The organism is Salinivibrio sp. PR6, assembly GCF_001995955.1.
Lineage (GTDB): Bacteria > Pseudomonadota > Gammaproteobacteria > Enterobacterales > Vibrionaceae > Salinivibrio > Salinivibrio siamensis.
Genome location: NZ_MUFA01000007.1, coordinates 114,054 through 134,301, shown reverse-complemented (window position 1 = coordinate 134,301; position 20,248 = coordinate 114,054). Strand labels below are relative to the sequence as shown.

20 protein-coding genes and 4 tRNA genes are annotated in these 20,248 nt (G+C 51.3%); 15 read left to right on the top strand and 9 right to left on the bottom strand.

The features are described 5' to 3' along the window. Positions 1 to 9 precede the first annotated feature (9 nt). The 6 genes from BZG72_RS07890 to BZG72_RS07865 all read left to right on the top strand — a co-directional run bounded on the left by BZG72_RS07890 (position 10) and on the right by BZG72_RS07865 (position 5,388). On the top strand, positions 10 to 1,422 hold the full coding sequence (locus BZG72_RS07890) for an FAD-dependent oxidoreductase (protein WP_046074048.1): 1,413 nt from the start codon (positions 10 to 12) through the stop codon (positions 1,420 to 1,422). Between the two features lie 137 nt (positions 1,423 to 1,559). Beyond that, a complete protein-coding gene (gene mtnN, locus BZG72_RS07885; protein WP_046074047.1) occupies positions 1,560 to 2,255 on the top strand; it encodes a 5'-methylthioadenosine/S-adenosylhomocysteine nucleosidase in 696 nt (231 codons plus the stop codon). 12 nt (positions 2,256 to 2,267) lie between these two features. Continuing rightward, positions 2,268 to 3,227, top strand: a complete 960-nt coding sequence (locus BZG72_RS07880) for a cobalamin biosynthesis protein (RefSeq protein ID WP_046074046.1) — start codon at positions 2,268 to 2,270, stop codon at positions 3,225 to 3,227. Positions 3,228 to 3,239: 12 nt separating this feature from the next. Next, the gene (gene btuF / locus BZG72_RS07875; protein WP_108743035.1) at positions 3,240 to 4,088 is read left to right on the top strand and encodes a vitamin B12 ABC transporter substrate-binding protein BtuF; all 849 of its coding nucleotides are present in this window, start codon (positions 3,240 to 3,242) and stop codon (positions 4,086 to 4,088) included. A 20-nt stretch (positions 4,089 to 4,108) separates the two neighbouring features. After that, on the top strand, positions 4,109 to 4,723 hold the full coding sequence (locus BZG72_RS07870) for a TRIC cation channel family protein (RefSeq protein ID WP_046074211.1): 615 nt from the start codon (positions 4,109 to 4,111) through the stop codon (positions 4,721 to 4,723). Between the two features lie 101 nt (positions 4,724 to 4,824). Next, positions 4,825 to 5,388 (top strand): flavodoxin family protein, encoded by a 564-nt coding sequence (locus BZG72_RS07865; RefSeq protein WP_077606124.1) that lies wholly within the window; start codon positions 4,825 to 4,827, stop codon positions 5,386 to 5,388. A gap of 114 nt (positions 5,389 to 5,502) precedes the next feature. Here the strand turns inward: BZG72_RS07865 and tyrS are convergent, their stop codons facing one another. After that, positions 5,503 to 6,690, bottom strand: coding sequence for a tyrosine--tRNA ligase (gene tyrS / locus BZG72_RS07860; RefSeq protein WP_077578760.1), 1,188 nt, complete (start codon positions 6,688 to 6,690; stop codon positions 5,503 to 5,505). Positions 6,691 to 6,934: 244 nt separating this feature from the next. Here tyrS and BZG72_RS07855 point away from each other — a divergent pair, with 244 nt between their 5' ends. After that, positions 6,935 to 8,257: a peptidoglycan DD-metalloendopeptidase family protein gene (locus BZG72_RS07855; protein ID WP_077578759.1), complete on the top strand. Its 1,323-nt coding sequence runs from the start codon at positions 6,935 to 6,937 to the stop codon at positions 8,255 to 8,257. Between the two features lie 77 nt (positions 8,258 to 8,334). Here the strand turns inward: BZG72_RS07855 and erpA are convergent, their stop codons facing one another. Next, positions 8,335 to 8,676 carry an iron-sulfur cluster insertion protein ErpA gene (gene erpA, locus BZG72_RS07850; protein WP_021022145.1) on the bottom strand — a complete coding sequence of 114 codons (342 nt, stop codon included), beginning with the start codon at positions 8,674 to 8,676 and terminating at the stop codon, positions 8,335 to 8,337. 213 nt (positions 8,677 to 8,889) lie between these two features. Here erpA and hemL point away from each other — a divergent pair, with 213 nt between their 5' ends. Continuing rightward, positions 8,890 to 10,182 (top strand): glutamate-1-semialdehyde 2,1-aminomutase, encoded by a 1,293-nt coding sequence (gene hemL, locus BZG72_RS07845; protein ID WP_077666502.1) that lies wholly within the window; start codon positions 8,890 to 8,892, stop codon positions 10,180 to 10,182. 121 nt (positions 10,183 to 10,303) lie between these two features. Here hemL and glsB read toward each other — a convergent pair whose 3' ends face one another. Beyond that, positions 10,304 to 11,224, bottom strand: a complete 921-nt coding sequence (glsB, locus tag BZG72_RS07840) for a glutaminase B (RefSeq protein ID WP_077666501.1) — start codon at positions 11,222 to 11,224, stop codon at positions 10,304 to 10,306. 88 nt (positions 11,225 to 11,312) lie between these two features. Then, on the bottom strand, positions 11,313 to 12,029 hold the full coding sequence (gene trmB / locus BZG72_RS07835) for a tRNA (guanosine(46)-N7)-methyltransferase TrmB (RefSeq protein WP_077606121.1): 717 nt from the start codon (positions 12,027 to 12,029) through the stop codon (positions 11,313 to 11,315). 201 nt (positions 12,030 to 12,230) lie between these two features. Between trmB and mutY the strand changes: the two genes are divergently transcribed. The 7 genes from mutY (at position 12,231) to BZG72_RS07800 (ending at position 15,320) form a co-directional block, all read left to right on the top strand. Further along, positions 12,231 to 13,319 (top strand): A/G-specific adenine glycosylase, encoded by a 1,089-nt coding sequence (gene mutY / locus BZG72_RS07830; RefSeq protein ID WP_077666500.1) that lies wholly within the window; start codon positions 12,231 to 12,233, stop codon positions 13,317 to 13,319. Further along, the gene (locus BZG72_RS07825) at positions 13,316 to 13,588 is read left to right on the top strand and encodes an oxidative damage protection protein (RefSeq protein ID WP_046074030.1); all 273 of its coding nucleotides are present in this window, start codon (positions 13,316 to 13,318) and stop codon (positions 13,586 to 13,588) included. Before mutY ends, BZG72_RS07825 begins: the two co-directional genes overlap by 4 nt. A gap of 99 nt (positions 13,589 to 13,687) precedes the next feature. Beyond that, positions 13,688 to 14,830: a membrane-bound lytic murein transglycosylase MltC gene (gene mltC, locus BZG72_RS07820; RefSeq protein WP_108743034.1), complete on the top strand. Its 1,143-nt coding sequence runs from the start codon at positions 13,688 to 13,690 to the stop codon at positions 14,828 to 14,830. A 135-nt stretch (positions 14,831 to 14,965) separates the two neighbouring features. After that, positions 14,966 to 15,041 (top strand) — tRNA-Phe (locus BZG72_RS07815). Positions 15,042 to 15,086: 45 nt separating this feature from the next. Then, positions 15,087 to 15,162, top strand: a tRNA-Thr gene (locus BZG72_RS07810). Between the two features lie 2 nt (positions 15,163 to 15,164). Continuing rightward, positions 15,165 to 15,240: transfer RNA gene (locus BZG72_RS07805), tRNA-Phe, on the top strand. 4 nt (positions 15,241 to 15,244) lie between these two features. Continuing rightward, positions 15,245 to 15,320: transfer RNA gene (locus BZG72_RS07800), tRNA-Asn, on the top strand. 60 nt (positions 15,321 to 15,380) lie between these two features. Here the strand turns inward: BZG72_RS07800 and BZG72_RS07795 are convergent. Genes BZG72_RS07795 through BZG72_RS07775 form a run of 5 tightly spaced genes read right to left on the bottom strand, consistent with a single transcriptional unit; the run spans position 15,381 to position 20,247 of the window. Next, positions 15,381 to 17,069: a SpoIIE family protein phosphatase gene (locus BZG72_RS07795; protein ID WP_077666499.1), complete on the bottom strand. Its 1,689-nt coding sequence runs from the start codon at positions 17,067 to 17,069 to the stop codon at positions 15,381 to 15,383. A 10-nt stretch (positions 17,070 to 17,079) separates the two neighbouring features. After that, positions 17,080 to 17,379: an STAS domain-containing protein gene (locus BZG72_RS07790; protein ID WP_046074027.1), complete on the bottom strand. Its 300-nt coding sequence runs from the start codon at positions 17,377 to 17,379 to the stop codon at positions 17,080 to 17,082. A gap of 9 nt (positions 17,380 to 17,388) precedes the next feature. After that, the gene (locus BZG72_RS07785; RefSeq protein ID WP_077666498.1) at positions 17,389 to 18,555 is read right to left on the bottom strand and encodes a methyl-accepting chemotaxis protein; all 1,167 of its coding nucleotides are present in this window, start codon (positions 18,553 to 18,555) and stop codon (positions 17,389 to 17,391) included. Next, complete coding sequence (locus BZG72_RS07780) at positions 18,545 to 19,597, bottom strand: protein-glutamate methylesterase/protein-glutamine glutaminase (protein ID WP_046074025.1); 1,053 nt, start codon at positions 19,595 to 19,597, stop codon at positions 18,545 to 18,547. Before BZG72_RS07780 ends, BZG72_RS07785 begins: the two co-directional genes overlap by 11 nt. Then, complete coding sequence (locus BZG72_RS07775) at positions 19,597 to 20,247, bottom strand: chemotaxis protein CheD (protein WP_077666497.1); 651 nt, start codon at positions 20,245 to 20,247, stop codon at positions 19,597 to 19,599. Before BZG72_RS07775 ends, BZG72_RS07780 begins: the two co-directional genes overlap by 1 nt. Position 20,248: the final 1 nt, after the last annotated feature.

The following is a 20,248-nucleotide window of genomic DNA, read 5'->3' as shown; positions in this document are numbered from 1 at the left end:
GAGGGACCCATGAGCCAGAACATCTATCAGTTTATTGATGTGCAGCGCATTGACCCGCGCAAAAAAGCGATTGAAACGCGCAAAATTGAGTTCGTTGAAATCTATGAACCCTTCACTGAAAAAGAGGTGTCAGCACAAGCGGATCGTTGTCTTGACTGTGGCAACCCCTACTGTGAATGGAAGTGCCCAGTGCACAACTATATTCCGCAGTGGCTCAAGCTCGCCAACGAGGGTCGGATTATAGAAGCGGTTGAGCTGTCGCACCAAACCAATAGCCTGCCCGAGGTATGTGGTCGCGTGTGCCCACAAGACCGTCTCTGCGAGGGGGACTGCACCCTCAACGACGACTTTGGCGCCGTCACCATCGGCAATGTCGAAAAGTACATCACGGACAAAGCCTTTGAGATGGGCTGGAAGCCTGACATGTCACATGTTGAGTGGACAGATAAAAAAGTCGCTGTGATTGGTGCCGGCCCAGCAGGACTCGCCTGCGCCGATGTACTGGTCCGCAACGGGGTAAAACCCGTGGTCTTTGACCGCTACCCAGAAATTGGGGGCTTGCTCACCTTTGGCATTCCATCTTTTAAGCTGGAAAAAGATGTGATGCGGCATCGTCAGCGTGTCTTTACCGAGATGGGGGTTGAGTTTCGCCTCAACACCGAAGTAGGTAAAGATATCGACATGCAAACCTTGGTCGATGACTACGATGCGGTTTTCTTAGGGGTTGGCACCTACAAGTATATGCGTGCAGGCCTCGCCAATGAAGATGCGCCCGGCGTCTTTGATGCGCTGCCCTTCTTAGTCTCCAACACCTATAAGGTGATGGCTCTGGACAACGCTCCACCGTTCATCGATATGGCGGGGAAACGTGTCGTGGTGCTTGGAGGGGGAGATACCGCGATGGACTGTGTCCGTACCTCGATTCGTCAACAAGCCGCCAGTGTCACTTGTGCCTATCGTCGTGATGAGGAAAACATGCCTGGCTCGCGCCGTGAGGTCAAAAATGCCCGCGAAGAAGGGGTGAACTTTATGTTCAACCTGCAACCGTTAGGGATTGAAGTCGACGGTAATGGCAATGTTAGCGGCGTCACTGTGGTGAAAACCCAGCTCGGAGAGCCTGATGCTGCGGGTCGCCGCCGCCCAGAGCCAATTGAGGGCAGTGAGCATGTGCTGGAAGCGGACGCGGTGATCATGGCCTTTGGTTTTCAGCCACACGCGATGGAGTGGCTAGAACCTTACGATGTCGCCCTTGATGAGCGCGGACGAATCCAAGCGCCCGCAAAAGGTGATATCTTGTACCAAACTACGAACCCCAAAATTTTTGCCGGGGGCGATGCGGTGCGCGGCTCCGATTTGGTGGTGACGGCCATTGATGAAGGTCGCAAAGCAGCAGAAGGCATCATGGACTACCTAGAAGTATAGCGCGGGCGACGCACCAAAGGCATCGTCCGACATCGTTCACGTAGACATCGATGTTATCTATCCAGAAGTGCCTCAGGGAGGCACTTTTTTATTGCCTCATGTACACTAACGGCATTTACACGAACAGGATTATCAGCATGAAAATCGGCATTATTGGCGCCATGGAGCAAGAAGTCACTCTACTGCGCGACAAGCTGGAAAACAGCGCCACGCACCAAGAAGGCGGCTGCACCTTTTATACTGGCACTTTGCAAGGCCATGATATCGTGTTACTTCAGTCTGGCATCGGTAAGGTTGCTGCTGCCGTTGGTACCAGCTTGCTGCTATCACAATTCAAACCTGACTGGGTGATCAACACAGGGTCGGCCGGTGCGTTTGAGCCCTCACTCAATCTGGGTGATGTGGTAGTGTCTTCCAAAGTCTGCTATCACGATGCGGATGCCACTGCATTCGGCTATCAAATGGGACAAGTGCCGCAGCAACCGGCGGTCTTCGAGTCCGATGAAGCATTAATGCAACTCGCAGAAAAAGCAGTGGACAGCCAAACACATGTGGTGCGTGGCTTGATCTGTACCGCCGATACCTTTGTGCACACCGATGCCCACCGCCAACATATCTATACCCACTTCCCAGATGCGGTGGCCGCCGAAATGGAAGCGGCAGCGATCGCGCAAGTGTGTGCCCAGTTTGCCACGCCTTTTGTGGTAGTGCGCGCCATCTCCGATGTCGTGGCAGAAAAAGAGTCACCCATGACCTTTGAAGAGTTTCTGCCGTTAGCGGCCAAAAGCTCATCGGCCATGGTGGAAAACATGATCGCAATGATCGACGCCTGATCACTCAACCCCATGGATGATTTGCTCAATCCGCAACAATGGATGATCTACGCCGCCGACCAAGGCCGCTTATGGGCGCTGTGGTTGGCGGTATTAGTGCACTGGCTACTCCCATTGCCCAGTCAATACTCTCCGTTTCAATACTGGCGACAGTATGCCGACTTGCTCGCGAGCCAAGTCAACAAAGATACAGACCCTAAGCGCCAGCGTAAGCTTGCCGGTGCGCTCGCCTTAATGTTGATGGGTGGCACCCTCGCCATTTTTTTAATCGCCACCCGAGAGCTCGTTTGGTCGCGTCCCCTGTTCGATGCCATATTGCTCTGGCTCGCACTTGATTGGCGGCCAATCGATAAGTTTGGCCACACCATCGCCCATGCGATAGACCAACATGATAAGGGCGCAGCGCGCGCGTTGCTCGCCACACGCGTCAACCGTGAAACCGAGTCTCTGTCATTGATCGGAATAGGGAAAGCGGGCGCGGAAACACTGCTTCTTGGCACAGCGCGGCACTGTGTTTGCGTGATATTTTATTATCTGCTCGCAGGGGGTGTGGGTGCCTTGCTATACACCAGCTTGGTACACCTTCACCGCGTTTGGACCCCAAGCCGCTTAAGCTATTACCCGTTTGGGCTCGCCAGCGCCCGCTTATTGAACCTGTTGGATATAGTGCCAATGGGGCTGTTTGCTGTGATCGTGGCAATGAGCCGTCAACCTTGGTCACACCTAAAAACCGGCTGGCAGCAGGGCAGACGCTGGCGAACGCCTGGTTCAGGTTGGCTACTCGCGTGTGCAGGTAGTCGCTTCCAGCTCTCTCTAGGCGGCCCGGCTGTTTATCAAGGTACTAAGACCTTGAGAACCAAAATTGGCTATGGGGTCACCCCTGCTTGTTATCACCTTTTATTGCTGCGCTTGAAGTTAACCCACAGTGTTTTAATCTGGCTCGGGTTATGCTCCTTGGTTTTAATCGTTTAAGGACACTGATTGATGCCACGTTTTCGTGCCCTTTGTACCCTTTTTCGCTTGCAAGCCTGTTGGCTTGTCTTGGCCTTAACATGGATGCCTTTTGCTCACGCCACTCCGTTGCGAGTGATTAGTCTCGCCCCCCACGCCACAGAGCTGGCTTATGCCGCTGGGCTTGGCCCCAATATGGTCGCTGCAAGTGCCTACAGTGATTATCCGCAGCCGGCTCAGTCGCTCGAGCGCGTGGCCAACTATCGGGGAGTCAAACTCGAACGCATTATCGCCCTGCAACCGGATCTTATTTTAGCTTGGCGCGGCGGGAATCCGCCCAAACCTCTGGAAACCTTGGCGGAATTAGGCTTTACCATCCGTTACCTCAACCCAGACACGCTCAGTGATATTGGTCAGTTTATTCGCGAGCTGGGTCATTATAGCGAGAACCCAGACATCGCCACACGCAATGCTAACGCCTTTGATCAAAAGCTGGCGCAATTAAACGCCCAGTACCGCAGTGCAGAGCCCGTTCCCTACTTTTACTTACTCAGTGACACGCCACTGATGACCGCCAGTAACCGAGCCTGGCCGAGTCAGTTATTTCGTTTATGTGGAGGGAAAAATATCTTCGCCGACAGCCCCGCCGCCTATCCACAAGTCAATATGGAACAAGTCATCACACGTGCCCCCAAAGTGCTTTTCCACACAGGCGAGCAGCTACCAGACAGTTGGCATTCAATGGCTGAGTTGCTGCCTAAGGCGACGCGCCAGTTTACTTGGTCACTTAACCCGGATTGGCTGACTCGCGCGACCCCTCGTGCATTAAACGCCGCCGAGCAAATTTGTACCGCCCTCGATGAAGTCCGTCAGGCACAATAGGATTTAGCATGACTCAGACCATGATTTTGTATTTATTCGACTTATTCGGTACGGCCGTGTTCGCAATTTCCGGGGTGCTGGTGGCGGGCCGTCTGCGTATGGATCCCTTTGGCGTGGTCGTTCTCGCCTGTGCAACCGCCATTGGCGGCGGGACAGTGCGAGATATGGCGATGGGCGCCACACCTGCGTTTTGGATCACCGACACCACCTATATCTGGGTGATTTTAGCCACCTGTGTGGCCACTATGCTACTTATCCGTCACCCTCGTCGTCTCCCCTGGTACGTGCTGCCTTGTGCCGATGCCATTGGGTTGGCGGTCTTTGTGGGTATCGGTGTCGATAAAGCCCTGAGTTATGGCGCATCTCCCTTGGTAGCGGTGATCATGGGCGTGATCACCGCGTGTGGCGGCGGCATTATTCGTGATGTGCTCGCGCGCGAAGTACCTATGGTGCTGAGAACAGAAGTGTATGCCACTGCCTGTATTGCTGGCGGCATCGTTCATACGCTCGCCGTTCAAGTCAGCCCGGGCTCTGTGACTGCCTCTATTGTGGGTATGGTCACCACACTATTGATTCGCTTAGCGGCGATCCGCTGGCATTTGTCCTTGCCACCGTTCGCGCTAGACAGGTCTTAAAAGCCATGATTGGGACAGTATGCCGAGCCTGAATAGACAGTGGTTGAAATTTAGACAACACACCCTAAGGTCTGACGTACAGTCTCAGTAAAGGAGCCACTATGATCAGCATTGCCATTATTTATCATTCTGTCGACGATCATACTCATGCGCTAGCCACCACGATTGCGGAAGGCATTCATGCCGGCGATGCCGAACCTGTGGTTTACCGCATTGAGCCAGACATGATTGAAAACGGACGCTTTGTCGATGACAAGGTGTTTGAAAAGCTTAAAGACGTTGATGCGATTATTTTTGGTGCCCCCACCTATATGGGTGGACCGAGCGCCCAATTTAAGGCGTTTGCCGACGCTTCTAGCCCCACCTGGGAGCGCCAAGACTGGCGAGGAAAGTACGCGGCTGGCTTTACGGTGGGCACCTACCCAGGAGGTGACCAGCCACAGACACTGCAGTATTTCCAAACCTTAGCCAGCCAGCATGACATGCTGTGGTTAAGTCTAGGTCGCGCCAACATAGGGGTGGAAAAGATTAATCCAAGTGGCACAAGCCTTGGAGTGACCGCACACACGCCAGACGATGATCAACCTAACGAAGCCTGCCTACAAACGGCGTTTTATCTTGGTCAACACATGGTACGTGCACTAAAAGGCGTTTGGCACACCTAGTGGCTAAGCGCCAGTCCCACTATCGGTGTTGAGTATTTGATATAAAAAAACCCTCGCGTCATGCGAGGGTTTTGCACTCTCAGTGGCTGCTGAATACGCCAGCTAGGGTGCGGTTTAGCTGAGCGTCACCCGAGCAAACTTGCGTTTACCCACTTGGTAAACGGCTTCACCCGCGGCAGGCACTAACTTGGTATCTTCGACTTTTTCGCCATCAATTTTCACCGCGCCTTGGCGAACCATACGCAGCGCATCGGAGGTGGAGTTAACCAACCCCGCCTCTTTTAATAGGTTAGCAATCGCCATACCTTGCTCGAAGGTGAAGCTTGGCATTTCATCCGGCATCGCGCCTTTTTGGAAGCGATTGACGAACGTTTGCTCAGCGGCATCGGCGTCGGCTTCGGAGTGGAAACGCGCGATGATTTCTTTGGCTAGCAGGATCTTAATATCACGTGGGTTTTTACCCGCTTGTACGTCCTGCTTAAATTGGACGATTTCCTCGAGGGGACGGAAAGACAGCAGCTCATAGTAATCCCACATCAGATCGTCAGAAATCGACATGATTTTACCGAACATATCATCCGGGCGTTCGCTCACACCAATGTAGTTGTGTGCTGACTTCGACATCTTTTTAACGCCATCTAATCCAACCAACAGTGGCATGGTCATCACCACTTGCGGCTTCTGTCCTGCTTGCTTTTGTAGCTCTCGCCCCATCAGCAAATTGAACTTTTGGTCAGTGCCGCCCAGCTCAACGTCAGCTTCCAATGCCACCGAATCGTGCCCTTGAAGCAGTGGGTAGATAAACTCATGGATAGCAATGGCTTGGTTGCTGGTATAACGCTTTTTAAAGTCATCACGCTCAAGCATGCGAGCCACGGTCGAGCTTGCCGCCAAACGGATCATGCCATCTGTGCCCAGCTCCCCTAGCCATTTCGAGTTGAATTCGATACGCGTTTTCGCCGGATCCAGAATTTTGAACACCTGCTCTTTATAGGTCTCTGCATTTTGCAGCACCTGTTCACGTGTCAATGGTGGACGGGTAGTATTTTTACCACTTGGATCACCCACCATACCGGTATAATCACCAATCAAGAAGATCACTTCGTGGCCAAGCGCTTGAAAAGCTCGCAGCTTATTAAGGATCACTGTATGACCCAGGTGGATATCGGGTGCGGTGGGGTCCGCGCCAAGTTTGATGCGAAGAGGACGATCCTCTTTCAGCTTTGCCACCAGCTCGTCTTCCGGGATTACTTCATCTACGCCACGTTTTAGTTCTGCTAGCGCAGCTTCCAGGCTCGCCATAGTCTCTTGCTCCTACCCAATAGGCAAAAATGTGATAAACCGACATACTACTCGAATAGCGACAGTTTTTGAAACCAGTTAAACTGATAGAGTGTGTACAGGGTGCGCGCAGCGGCTGCCGTCAAAAGATGTTTGTGGTCTTTGTGTCAGCCGTGTCAAATCTACTTCAGGGCATCATCCCCAATAAAACCGATTGGGTGTCTGACTGTCATAACTTTATTCGTAGTGATTCAACATAGTCTTCATGCCGTTAAATAAACTCGCAGCCTTACCTAAGTTACATAAACTCGTTATCGGTGCATTGAGCGCATTCATTGTCTTATTAATCTTGGTACCAGACGGCGCCGATACGCCGCGCCCTAAACCTAATTTCGAACCGGGTAAACATTACCCTTTACCGGTTAAAGCGGTCTCATTACTGCCTCCCAAAGAAGAGATGCCCGCGCAGTTTAAGCGCAATATCAACTGGCAAACCTATGAAGTGCAGCCTGGCGAGAGCATGGCGCTACTGTTCAGCCGTGCGGGGTTAAGCCCAACGACCCTTTATCGCCTTGTGAATGCCGACGAAAGAACGCAAACCCTCGCTTACTTAAATCCAGGCGATGAAGTACGCCTAGGGGTAGACGATGACGGCGAACTGGTGCAGCTCATTCAGCCTCGAGGCAGTAATGAAACGCTGATCGTCAACAAAATTGATGATAGCTATCAATCACGTATTGAAACCAAGCACGTGGATACGCAGCTAAACTTTGCGCGCGCGACCATCAAGTCAAACTTCTGGCAAGCAGCCTCGGATGCTGGATTAAACCCAAATCAGATCATGCAATTGGCGGGGATCTTTGGTTGGGATGTGGATTTTGCCCTTGATATTCGCAATGGTGATAGCTTCTCCGTGTTGTATGAAGAAGAGTTTGTGGAAGGGGAGCATATTGGCAGTGGTAATATCCTCGCCGCGACCTTCACTAACCGAGGAGATACCTTTACGGCAGTACGCGCAAAAAATGGTAAGTACTACACGCCGAGTGGTAAAGCGATGAAAAAAGCGTTTTTACGCTCACCGGTTAACTTCCGCTATGTTAGCTCAAACTTCAACCCACGTCGTTTGCACCCGGTCACTGGTCGTGTAAAGCCTCACCGTGGTACCGACTATGTTGCGCCAGTGGGTACCCCCATTAAAGCAGCTGGGGACGGCGTGGTGATGAAAGCCTCGTATAACCGCTTCAACGGCAACTATGTGTTTATCCGCCACAGCTCGACCTATATCACCAAATATTTGCACCTGACCAAGCGTAAAGTGAAAACCGGCCAGCGAGTCAAACAAGGGGATATCATTGGTACGCTAGGCTCAACAGGGCGCGTGACGGGCGCACACTTGCACTATGAGTTTCTCGTCCATGGGGTACACAAAAACCCGCGGACGGTAAAGCTGCCTGAGGCGAAGTCGTTGCAAGGCGAACAGAAAAAGGCGTTTGTGCGACTGGCCGAATCGCGTATGGCTCAGCTAAGTAAGTTTAATCAGTTACTGGCCACCGTGGGCAGCTTGAATCATTACAACCGAGGTGGCTAATCGCCTTGGCGCATAAAAAACGGCGCTCAAAGGCGCCGTTTTTTTATCTCAAAAAGCTGAACGTCGCCATAAAAAGGTTAGACGCTAAACGATGCACCACAGCCACAGGTGGTCGTGGCATTAGGGTTATCAATGAAAAAGCGCGATCCTTCAAGGCCCTCGGTGTAGTCGACCTTACCGCCCATCAGGTACTGTAAGCTCATAGGATCAACCACCAGCATCACGCCGCTTTTTTCGATCTCCATATCCCCTTCATTGACGTTTTCATCGAAGGTAAAACCATATTGGAAGCCGCTACAGCCACCACCGGTGATATAGACGCGCAACTTCAGGTTGGGGTTTTCTTCTTCCTGAATCAGCGTCTTTACCTTGGTTGCCGCGGCCTCAGAAAACTCTAACGGCAAAGGTGCTTCGCTCATTGTTACCTCACATGCTCTTTGTGCTAAGTATGGGATTATCTAATACCTGAGTAAAGTGTTCAAGTATTGCGCGTTTGATCGCAACTGTGATCAGTACGTATTAATTGCCAATCTTGTCTTAACGAAATCATACTCTACCTCGCCAGTGTTCCGTATCTTTGGTTAAAATACGCCAACGCAATTTAGGCCAAGCCTTACCAAACAGGATATGTCATGACCAAATCAGCACAACTTTTTCAACAAGCTAGACGCACCATTCCCGGTGGCGTGAATTCTCCCGTGCGTGCTTTTGCCGGTGTCGGCGGCGACCCTGTCTTCATGGAGCGTGCTGACGGCGCGTATATTTTTGATGCCGACGGCAAAGCCTATATCGATTTTGTCGGCTCGTGGGGCCCGATGATCTTAGGCCATAATCACAGTGCTATCCGCGAAGCCGTGGTGGATGCCGCACAGCGTGGCCTCAGCTTTGGTGCGCCAACCGAGAGTGAAACAACCTTGTCGGAGCTGGTTGCAGAGCTAGTGCCTTCGATGGAAATGGTACGCATGGTGAACTCAGGCACTGAGGCGACCATGAGCGCTATTCGTCTTGCGCGCGGATTTACCAAACGCGATAAGTTCATTAAATTTGAGGGCAACTATCACGGCCATGGCGATTGCTTGCTGGTCAAAGCGGGCTCTGGTGCCCTCACCCTCGGTGAGCCCAACTCGCCAGGAGTGCCGGCCGACTTTGCCAAGCACACACTGACCTGCACCTATAACGATCTTGAGTCGGTACGCCACACATTCGAAACCTACCCTGAAGATGTTGCCTGTATCATTGTTGAGCCGGTATCGGGCAACATGAACTGTGTGCCGCCGCAACCGGGTTTCTTACAAGGGCTGCGCGAGCTGTGCGACGAGTTCGGTACCTTACTGATTTTTGATGAAGTCATGACTGGCTTCCGCGTGGCGTTAGGTGGCGCACAAGCTTACTACGACGTAAAACCTGACTTAACCACACTGGGTAAAATTGTCGGTGGTGGTATGCCGGTGGGTGCCTTTGGCGGACGTCGCGAAGTGATGGAATACTTGGCACCGACAGGTCCGGTATACCAAGCGGGAACACTGGCGGGGAACCCCGTCGCCATGGCGGCCGGGCACGCCTGTTTGTCTGAGCTACGTCAGCCAGGTAACCACGATTACTTGACCCATGTTACCAATCAGCTCGCAGAAGGGTTTAAGTCCTTGGCTGACAAACACGGTATTGCGCTGACCACCAACCAAGCAGGCGCGATGTTTGGCTTCTTCTTCACCGAGCAAGAGACCGTCACCTGCTTTAAAGATGTGCAACAGTGTGACACCGAGCGCTTCAAGCGTTTCTTCCACTTAATGCTCGAGCAAGGGGTCTACTTGGCACCTTCCGCGTTTGAGGCCTGCTTTACCTGCTTAGCTCACGGTCAAAAAGAAGTGGACGCTACGCTCGCCGCGGCCGATCACGCTTTCGCGACATTGGCGGCTGACGCGTAAACTCATTACGACATCAGAGCGTATTTGCCCAGTAAAAAGGCCCCGCAGCGTGCTGCGAGGCCTTTATAGGTTAAAGCGGCGTGAATATTGTCCTTATGATCGGCACAACAATCGAGACACATTAGAATATCGAGCGACCAATTCTCGCCGACAATAGCTCCAACGCGGCCGTCCCTGCCAGTGAATTACCTGAAGGGTCTAGCTCCGGCGACCAGACGGCAATCGACATCTCGCCAGGTACAATGGCAATAATGCCTCCCCCCACGCCAGACTTACCCGGCATGCCTACGCGATAAGCAAATTCACCCGCACCATCATACAAGCCACAAGTGGCCAATAAGGCATTCATCTGTTTACTTTGTGTAGGACTTAAAATCGCGGCGCTGTCAGACAGCGGTGTCCCTTTATTGGCCAGATAAAAGAACGCCTTCGCTAAATCGACACAGCTCATCTCTAACGCGCAGTAATGAAAGTAGTTGGTTAATACCGGCACAACATCGTTATCAAAGTTACCAAACGCGCGCATCAGGTACGCAATCGCCGCGTTTCTGTCACTGTGCAGCATTTCTGAATCCGCCACCCCTTTGTCATAACAAAGGTGCGGGTTGTCAGCGAGATGGCGAACAAACTCTAGCATACGTTGGCGCGGCGCAGATTGGCGCGTGTGTAGCATATCGCTGACCACCAAGGCACCGGCGTTAATAAAGGGATTACGTGGGATCCCTTGCTCCATCTCAAGCTGAATTAACGAGTTAAACGCTTGTCCCGAGGGCTCTTTGCCCACACGCGTCCAGATCTCCTCGGCTTGATAGTTTTGCATCGCCAGTGTCAGGCTCAACACCTTGGAGATCGATTGAATAGAGAATACCTCATCCGCATCACCGGCACGGATCACATCGCCATCGTTATAACACACGGCGATACCGAGCTTGTGATTAGCCACATCCGATAATGCCGGAATATAGTCAGCCACCTTGCCTTGTCCAATTAATGGCCGAACATCAGCAAGAATTTGCTCGAGTAATTGCGCACTGGGTTTCACCGGCAGGATCCTTCTACAACATAGGACAAAAAAGCCAACGCTAGGTTGGCTTTAAGCGTGTCTGTGACACCGAATCACACGCGCGTTTTTATGCGGTGCGCGTGTATTTGATATCCCAAACACCGTGGCCAAGACGCTGCCCACGCTGCTCAAATTTAGTGAGAGGACGATCGTCAGGGCGTGGCACATAAAGACCATCTTGCGCCACGTTCTGATAGTGAGGCGCAGCCTCCATCACGTCAATCATATGTTCGGCATAGTTTTCCCAGTCGGTCGCCATATGAAAAACGCCGCCCACTTTCAATTTGTCGCGTACCATTTCTGCAAATGGCAATTGGACAATGCGGCGCTTATGGTGACGTTTTTTATGCCAAGGGTCAGGGAAAAACAGCTGAACCGTGTCGAGGCTGTCTTTCGGCAACATTTGCTCAAACACCTCCACCGCATCATGACACATCACACGTAGATTGCTAACGCCCGCTTCGCGCGCGGCCATCAAACAAGCACCCACGCCTGGGGTGTGGACTTCAATACCCACAAAGTTTTTCTCAGGCGCATTTTTAGCCATCTCCACCAGGGATGCGCCCATACCAAAACCGATTTCCAGCACCACTGGGTTATCGTTGCCAAACACCTGCTGCCAATCCAGTTCGGTCGCCTCGAAGTCAATGCCCATGGTCGGCCAGGACTCGTTGAGCGCTTGCTCTTGGCCTTTGGTTAAACGGCCTTCGCGACGCACAAAGCTGCGTACTTTACGAATAACTTTGCCATCCTCGGTCAGTTCGGTTTTAGTGACTTCAGTCATGATTGAGTGCCTGTGATGCAGTGTTAGTGATGGTGGTGAAAAAGACCATCGATTGTTGGAAATCTAAACGGACTGCGCATTATGCAAAGTTTTCGCCATTGCGCAAGTTGGCAGCACGGATCCTATTAGTGCGCCCTCGGGTTAGTGTACCCTGTGACCTGCCTTTGTGCACGTGTGAGCAAAACAATAAGAGAGAGCACAGTGAGTCAATCTTTTTCCGACGCCATTTTAAACTGGTACGAGCAATATGGCCGTAAAACCCTGCCTTGGCAGCAAAACAAAACCCCGTATAAGGTCTGGCTCAGCGAGATCATGCTGCAGCAAACCCAAGTGAGCACGGTGATCCCATACTTTGAGCGCTTTATGACGCGCTTTCCAACAGTCACCGATTTAGCGAATGCCGAACAAGACGAAGTGTTGCACCTATGGACAGGACTTGGCTATTACGCCCGCGCGCGCAACCTACACAAAGCGGCACAAGTGATCGCACGCGAACACAACGGCGTGTTTCCTACCACGCTTGAGCAAGTCATGGCGCTACCTGGTGTCGGGCGCTCAACTGCCGGCGCGGTACTATCATTATCGCTTAATCAGCCCCACCCTATTTTGGATGGCAACGTCAAACGCACCTTGGCACGTTGCTATGCCATCGAGGGGTGGCCGGGAAAAAAGCCGGTAGAAAACAAGCTTTGGGACATCGCTGAGGCACTCACGCCCGCCACGGATACCGATAAATACAACCAAGCGATGATGGATATGGGTGCCATGGTCTGTACCCGCAGCAAGCCTAAGTGCGAACTTTGCCCAGTCGCAGAGCGCTGTGAAGCGCGCGCGCAAGGTCGTCAGCTTGATTTTCCCGGTAAAAAGCCCAAAAAGACTCTGCCCGTAAAGCAAGTCAGCTTTTTACTCATTCAATACCAAGACGATATCTGGTTAGAGCAGCGTCCGCCCAGTGGGCTATGGGGCGGGCTATGGTGCTTACCGGAAGCATCAGAGCAGACACTTGATGTCGATATTACCGACAAGCTGCAGGGGATCAAACCGACTCACACTGAGGTGCTCACCGCGTTTAGACACACGTTTAGCCACTTTCACCTCGATATTGTCCCCGTCAAGGTGCGTGTTAATGAACGGCCGCAAATCATCATGGAAGCGAACCAAGGGCTTTGGTATAACTTGTCGCAACCAGCAAAAGTTGGGTTAGCGGCACCAGTGAAAAAGCTGTTAACCTTAGTAGAACACGAGCGCCAACAACATCTCACAGGCGATGACAAGGAGCCTAGATTATGAGCCGTACCGTATTTTGCCAACGTCTACAAAAAGAAGCCGACGGGCTAGATTTCCAGCTTTATCCCGGCGAGCTCGGCAAACGCATTTATGACAACATTTCCAAAGAAGCCTGGGCTGAGTGGCAGAAAAAGCAGACCATGCTCATTAACGAGAAAAAACTCAACATGATGGATCCTGAGCACCGTAAGGTGATCGAAGAAGAAATGGTGAAGTTTCTATTCGAAGGCCAAGATGTGCATATCGACGGTTATGTGCCACCCGAGGCCTAATTAACGCGGCCCCGTCCACACTCGGGCATCGCCGAGGCTACAAAGCACCCGCATTGTGTTAATCTCAGTGCGGGTGTTTTTTATACTAATGCAATAACGATGACGCGAATACTTTGCTTGTTGGTGTGCTGTTTTAGCACCTTGCTGTCCGGTTGTAGCCGCGAAAGCGTAGAAAAATACGTAGGCGTGGATTATCAAACCACCAATCGGTTTGCTAAAAATCTAGCGCCTATCCCCGGCCAGTTCGAAAAAGACATCGACGCCCTGAATCAACTGATTAGCCAGTTCACCGGCAACATTGAGGTGCGCTGGGGCGAAAACCAAGTGTTCGTGTCAGGCAAACGGGATTACGTCAAATACACGGACAATTACAAAAGTCGGGCGCGCATTGATTTTGAACGCGGTGTTATCCGCGTGGAAACCGTCGCCACTGATGCACCGAAGTCTCACCTCAAACAAGCCATCGTAACCACCTTACTCACGCCCCGAGATCCGGCTTCCGTCGATCTGTATTCTGCAGCGAAAGTGCCACTCAATGGGCGCCCATTTCTCGAAGGACAAGTGGTGGATCATGAAGGAAAAACAATTACTTGGGAGTGGCGCGCCAATCGCTTTGCTAACTACCTAATTGACAAGCGGTTAAAAAAGAAAAAAGTGCGTTTTCAAAACATGTATTACGTCACCATTCCCATGGTGAACGATCATGTTGCCAAGCGCAGTTATCAATATGCCGATATCGTCCGCCGTGCATCCAAGCGTTACGGCATCTCTGAAAAACTGATTTATGCGATCATCAAAACCGAAAGCAGTTTTAATCCTTATGCAGTGAGTTGGGCCAATGCATATGGATTAATGCAGGTGGTTCCCAAAACGGCTGGCCGCGATGTATTCAAGCTGGTAAAGAAGCGTAGTGGTCAACCTACGCCTAAGTACCTTTTTGATCCTGAGCGAAATATTGATACAGGCACTGCCTATTTTTACATTCTTAAAAACCGCTATCTTAAAGCCGTGCGCGATCCACTGTCTCTGCACTACAGCATGATCTCCGCTTATAACGGCGGAACAGGGAATGTCCTGCGCACGTTTGACAGCAATAGACGCCGAGCCATGCAGGATTTAAACAAGCTGCGCCCGAATCAAGTCTATTGGGCATTGACTCACCGCCACCCCTCTTCGGAGTCTCGGCGCTACTTGCAAAAGGTCACCCGCTATCAAAAAGCGTTTTCTAAACTCCCCCAATAAAGGGTGGTGAGCGCCGATTTTTGCTTGTTTTTATCGCACTTCGCTGGGTTTTTATCCAAACAATGCGATATCAGCACTTTTTTCAAAAAAACAGTTGACGGTGACACGGAAAATCCGTTTAATAGCGCCCCGTTAGCCCGGATAGCTCAGTCGGTAGAGCAGGGGATTGAAAATCCCCGTGTCGGTGGTTCGATTCCGCCTCCGGGCACCATATAATGAAATAATGGTGTGACACACAGTATTTCGCGATTTGTGTGCCGGCTTAGCTCAGTTGGTAGAGCAACTGACTTGTAATCAGTAGGTCGCCAGTTCGACTCCGGCAGCCGGCACCATTGCCTCGATAGCTCAGTTGGTAGAGCAGGGGATTGAAAATCCCCGTGTCGGTGGTTCGATTCCGCCTCGAGGCACCATTATTCCCCCATAGTTCAGTTGGTAGAACGGCGGACTGTTAATCCGTATGTCACTGGTTCGAGTCCAGTTGGGGGAGCCACCTTTAAAGAAGCGCTAGCCGAAAGGTTAGCGTTTTTTTGTTTGGCTATCGCCAACTATGTCACTCATTCATCTGTAATTTGAATACCACATCGACTTGACGCCCTTCATCACTGTAAATGACCTCCTCACAGATTGATTGCACCAGAGTAATCCCTCGACCGGAAAGGCTATCTGCATCATGATTTTTATCATGTAAGTGCCACTGATAGTCGAACCCGTCTCCAGTGTGTGACAAACGCATGTTAAAGAAGCCTTCTACAGGCTGATAAACCAAATCAAGTTTAATGGCGTAATCCCCGCTCAACGCGTTGAGCTTGGCTTGCCGCTCGCTAAAGTAATGCAGTAGGCCATCCACATCGTCTTTACTCACCGACTGCATGCCTAAAATGCCATAGTCCAGCGCATTGGTGATAAGCTCTGACGCCACGGTACAAATCAAATCTAAGTCAGTACTCTCGCCGACCATCCCTTTTACACGGCCGCGCAAGTCCCTAACAATATCCGCTTCTTTTAGCAAAGCCGTATCAAACACGATGTGAGTTGTTGAAGGGACGACCGAATAAGTCGCGTCCTTTTCGGAAAGCGGCTCACGAGGAGGGGCTATCAGCGGGAAGGTCAGCTCGAGCATGGACACATCATCCGTGACACCATTATCACCGGCAAAGGCAGTTAAGGTACGCTTGGTTTGTGCTATCAAACTGCCTTGACAGCCACTTAAGGTCCGAATCAGCCCTACTTCGCCCAACTGCTTACCTGCGCTATTACGTGCTTCTGTTACGCCATCGGTAGCAAAAAACAAGCGTTGGCCCGGCTGAAGTGCTAATCGAGTGATAGTGGCATCAAACTGCCCTTTTGCTTGTGCGCCTAATGCCATATGCCGACCTTGGTATGCGGCGAGTACTTGCCCGTGTTTATCCAGACAATACGCATCGGGTAGCCCGCCACTCCAAACGTTAACCGTCAGACCATCTGGCATCACCTCCACCAACGCGCCGGCAAGTAAGGTGCCAACAGGCATAAAAGTACAGATATGCTCATTTATTTCAATGGCCATATCACCCACAGGCAACCCTCGTTTTGCCGTGGCGATAAAAGTTTTAACCGCAGGAATAGTACTGATAGCGGCGGGTAGGCCATGCCCAGTGGCATCCGCAATCATAATATAGAGTCCACCAAATGGTCGGCGGAGAACCATGGTCACATCACCATTAAAAAGGCTAAATGCGCCTGAGAACGTCTCGACACCCGGCACGCCATCAACATTGAACGACATCAAGCGTTCAAATATCTGGCTAGCCATGGCATGTTCGTAAACGGTGGTTTCTTGGAATTGCTTGAGTTGGTCGCGTTGGTGACTAACTTCTCGGAATAAGCGAACATGGCGCAAATGCGTGCGCACCTTGGCGATCAGCACGGCGGTGTCAACGGGTTTGCTGACAAAGTCATCCCCTGCTTTTAAGCAGTTAGCAAAGATATCAGGATCACTCACCCCGGTAAGGAACACAATCGGCAGCAATTTTTGCGGATAGCGATTCCTTATCTCTTGCGCCATGTCAAAGCCATTGAGCTTGGGCATATTCACATCTGAAATGATGAGATCAGGAAACATTCCAGGATCAATATTCTCGAGGAGCGATAACGCTTCTTGGCCATTCATCGCCATACTGATATTGTCTGTTTCGCTCTTTAATGCCGCGGCAATATAATGTACTAATGCCGGTTCATCATCCACTACCAAGACGTTCATAGGCGCTTACTCACTCAATGTGGAATTTCTTTTCAAACTTGGCAATCAATAGCACCCGTTTTATCGCATCAGAGCAATTGACCAGCTTGATCGCACCATTAGGCTTATCGAGATAATCTTGCATATTGAGCAATATCCCCAGTCCCGCACTGTCCATATAAGTCGCTTCCCGTAAATCGACGATCACGTCCTTCCCTTTAAGATCCACATAGGCGTTACGCACTTCCTGAACCAAAGCGAAGTTAAACTCGCCCTTTACATGCAAAACGGCTTGTTTTTCATCACTCGATATGTCGCGTTTGATATTCATGAAGCATCCTTAAAATAATTCAATGTCACCCTCGTCTAACGAGGCTTGTTTCGCTGGCGCTCGCGCCGCAGACCCCGCTTTTTCCTCTATCTCATTGACCTGTTGGTTGAGTTGCGGCCAGTCGATGGTATCGTCCGCCATGGTGTTAACAATGAGCTCGTTCAATTCTTCTAAGATGTGCAAGTTATCGAGTATGTGCCCACCTTGTTGCGATACAATGTCGGCAAACTGGAGGTTTTTGATACATGTGTTCACTTCACTTTGCACTTGCTCGCCCAGAGAGGAAACACGTTCTATCTCTTTACCCACTTCATCATTGACCTCTTTAACCCCTTCAAGGAGCGAATCAATATAGTCTTTCGAGCGAATTGATTCGGTCATATCGAGCGAGGCGATCTCCCCCACTGTCGACTTTGTTTTATCGACGCTGTCTTGGGCCAAATCGATGTGTTTGTGAATTTCGGTATTCAGATCGGTCGCTTTAATCGCGAGGGAACGCACTTCTTGCGCCACCACCGCAAAACTGCGCCCATTCTCCCCCGCTCGCGCCGCTTCAATCGCCGCGTTAAGCGCCAATAAGTTGGTCTGCTCCGACATGGCCTGCACATCATCCAACAGCTGGAACACTTCATTGAGCTTGCCGGACATCTCTTCGATGATGTAAATCGACGCCACGCTTTTATCACTGACCTTCACCATGATGTCGATATAGCCATCAATGGCTTTCTCAGTGGCTGGCAATACCTTGGTGAGACTGTATTCACTCTCATCATTATAGAGCAGCTCATTGGCCATTTTGGTGGCAGTGTTGACCTGTTCACGACAAGCACTTTGCATCGTGAAAAAGCTGTTGTTAAGGCTTTCTACCGAGTGATCAATCACCTCACGTTGGCGAGAGAGTTGCTCACGGATAGGGACGAGTTCAATAGACAGAATATGGTGGATACGACGCAAAATTTGCTGAGGCTCATCGCCCGTCTCAGTGCTGTCAGAGGCGCCATGCTGAGTGATAGATTGCGCTGTGTGGCGTAATGTCCACAGGTGCCAACTCATGCTGACGAGCACAAGCCCAGCAAGCGCCATGGTCTGCCAAGACATTGACCAAAGCGCTAACGCAACCACACTGACCATCGTCAGCGCAGGTGGCCAAATAAATGTGTAGCGATTAGCGTCCATACACGGCCTCCACTAAAAAATTTGCCACTTCGGTTAAACACAGCGTCTTTGCCACGCCACCAAGTTCGATCGCAACTCTTGGCATTCCCCATACCACAGAACTCGCTTGGTCTTGCGCAGCAGTAAGTGCACCGGTTTGATACATTTGCAGCAAACCATTTGCGCCGTCTCTGCCCATCCCGGTTAATATCACACCAATAGATTTCCCTCCCACCGACTCTGCGATGGATGAGAACATCACATCAACCGATGGACGATGTCGCTCAACCGGGTCACTATTAGAGAGCTGACAATACAAATGCCCTTGTCGATTAACGACGGTAAGGTGTTGGTTTCCCGGCGCCACATAGACATGCCCTTGTACCAAAGGCACCCTTTCCGAAGTCACTTCTTCAACCTGCAAACGACACGCACGGTCTAACCGCTTGGCGAAAGGGCCACAAAACGCCGCTTTGATATGTTGCGTCACCACAATCGGTGGCATGTGGGCAGGCAGACGTTCGAGGACGCCGCGCAGTGCCTCTGTTCCTCCCGTCGATGCCCCCAAACCAATGACTTGATAGCCCCGGCGGTTGTAATGCTGACGATCGATGGTGACATTCGGCTGTTTATGCCAACTCTTTGTTTGTCCGACATTGGCCTGGGCAGCCATTTTCACTTTGCTGACCAGCTCATCACGCTCGCGAGTGATCGCGGTCGCGCTGTTCGCTGAGGGCTTAGGCACATAATCCACCGCGCCGATTTCCAGTGCCGCCAAGGTGACATCTGCACCATGCTGAGTCAGGGTCGAGACCATGATCACGGGCATCGGCCGCAAACGCATCAGGTTTTTAAGAAACTGGATGCCATCCATTTTGGGCATTTCAACATCGAGCGTGATCACGTCGGGGTTAAGCTTTTTAATCTTCTCGCGCGCCTCGTAGGGGTCAGCCGCTGCGCCAACCACTTCTAACTCAGCGTCACTTTCTAGGCATTCTCTTATCAAGGTGCGATAAAGCGGCGAGTCATCGACAACTAACACTTTGTAGCGATATTGGCTCATCAGAATAACTCCACATCTTGCTCGTCGGCGCCATCATTGTAAGACTCCTGCAGCAAGCGCTGGTTGTATTGCGTTTCTTCCGCCACCAACTCTTTTTGGCTCAACGATTGAATCTTCTTTACCCACGCTTTACCCGTGCGCGGCTCGAAAAGTACCCGGCGTGGAAATGCCAACCCAAGGTCTTCAGATATCAAGGGGAGTTGCTCATTGATGACATATTGGCGAACAAAATCGATATTCTTACGGCCAATCGCGATGTTTTGCCCCATGATATTGCCACCACCAAACAGCTTTACCCGCAGCCGGTTTTTCATCGCACCTTGTTGCAACAAAGAGTTGATCAGAATTTCCATCGCGTAGTTGCCATAGCGCGCGGCACGCGACAAATGCTGTTCGGGTGTCCAGGTGGACTCCGCCTCTTCACGCTTGAGTGGCAACATAAAATGGTTCATGCCTCCGACTTGAGCCAAAGGGTCCCAAATACACGCGGCAATACATGAGCCCAAGCCTGTGGCAATCAGCTCATCATCAGAGCTAACATAAACATCGCCAGGCTGGAGCTTCACCATGTGCTTATCATGCTCAGGACTAAAAAAACGTTTTAGTGTTTTCTCATGCGCATGATGATGTAATTCCAACGCTTGGTGCATA

Excerpts from the sequence above, each read along its gene's own strand:
- BZG72_RS07890 (WP_046074048.1), top strand. The coding sequence starts at position 10 with ATGAGCCAGAACATCTATCAGTTTATTGATGTGCAGCGCATTGACCCG.
- mtnN (WP_046074047.1), top strand. The coding sequence starts at position 1,560 with ATGAAAATCGGCATTATTGGCGCCATGGAGCAAGAAGTCACTCTACTG.
- BZG72_RS07880 (WP_046074046.1), top strand. The coding sequence starts at position 2,268 with ATGGATGATTTGCTCAATCCGCAACAATGGATGATCTACGCCGCCGAC.
- btuF (WP_108743035.1), top strand. The coding sequence starts at position 3,240 with ATGCCACGTTTTCGTGCCCTTTGTACCCTTTTTCGCTTGCAAGCCTGT.
- BZG72_RS07870 (WP_046074211.1), top strand. The coding sequence starts at position 4,109 with ATGATTTTGTATTTATTCGACTTATTCGGTACGGCCGTGTTCGCAATT.
- BZG72_RS07865 (WP_077606124.1), top strand. The coding sequence starts at position 4,825 with ATGATCAGCATTGCCATTATTTATCATTCTGTCGACGATCATACTCAT.
- tyrS (WP_077578760.1), bottom strand. The coding sequence starts at position 6,690 with ATGGCGAGCCTGGAAGCTGCGCTAGCAGAACTAAAACGTGGCGTAGAT.
- BZG72_RS07855 (WP_077578759.1), top strand. The coding sequence starts at position 6,935 with ATGCCGTTAAATAAACTCGCAGCCTTACCTAAGTTACATAAACTCGTT.
- erpA (WP_021022145.1), bottom strand. The coding sequence starts at position 8,676 with ATGAGCGAAGCACCTTTGCCGTTAGAGTTTTCTGAGGCCGCGGCAACC.
- hemL (WP_077666502.1), top strand. The coding sequence starts at position 8,890 with ATGACCAAATCAGCACAACTTTTTCAACAAGCTAGACGCACCATTCCC.
- trmB (WP_077606121.1), bottom strand. The coding sequence starts at position 12,029 with ATGACTGAAGTCACTAAAACCGAACTGACCGAGGATGGCAAAGTTATT.
- BZG72_RS07825 (WP_046074030.1), top strand. The coding sequence starts at position 13,316 with ATGAGCCGTACCGTATTTTGCCAACGTCTACAAAAAGAAGCCGACGGG.
- mltC (WP_108743034.1), top strand. The coding sequence starts at position 13,688 with ATGACGCGAATACTTTGCTTGTTGGTGTGCTGTTTTAGCACCTTGCTG.
- BZG72_RS07795 (WP_077666499.1), bottom strand. The coding sequence starts at position 17,069 with ATGAACGTCTTGGTAGTGGATGATGAACCGGCATTAGTACATTATATT.
- BZG72_RS07790 (WP_046074027.1), bottom strand. The coding sequence starts at position 17,379 with ATGAATATCAAACGCGACATATCGAGTGATGAAAAACAAGCCGTTTTG.
- BZG72_RS07785 (WP_077666498.1), bottom strand. The coding sequence starts at position 18,555 with ATGGACGCTAATCGCTACACATTTATTTGGCCACCTGCGCTGACGATG.
- BZG72_RS07780 (WP_046074025.1), bottom strand. The coding sequence starts at position 19,597 with ATGAGCCAATATCGCTACAAAGTGTTAGTTGTCGATGACTCGCCGCTT.
- BZG72_RS07775 (WP_077666497.1), bottom strand. The coding sequence starts at position 20,247 with ATGCACCAAGCGTTGGAATTACATCATCATGCGCATGAGAAAACACTA.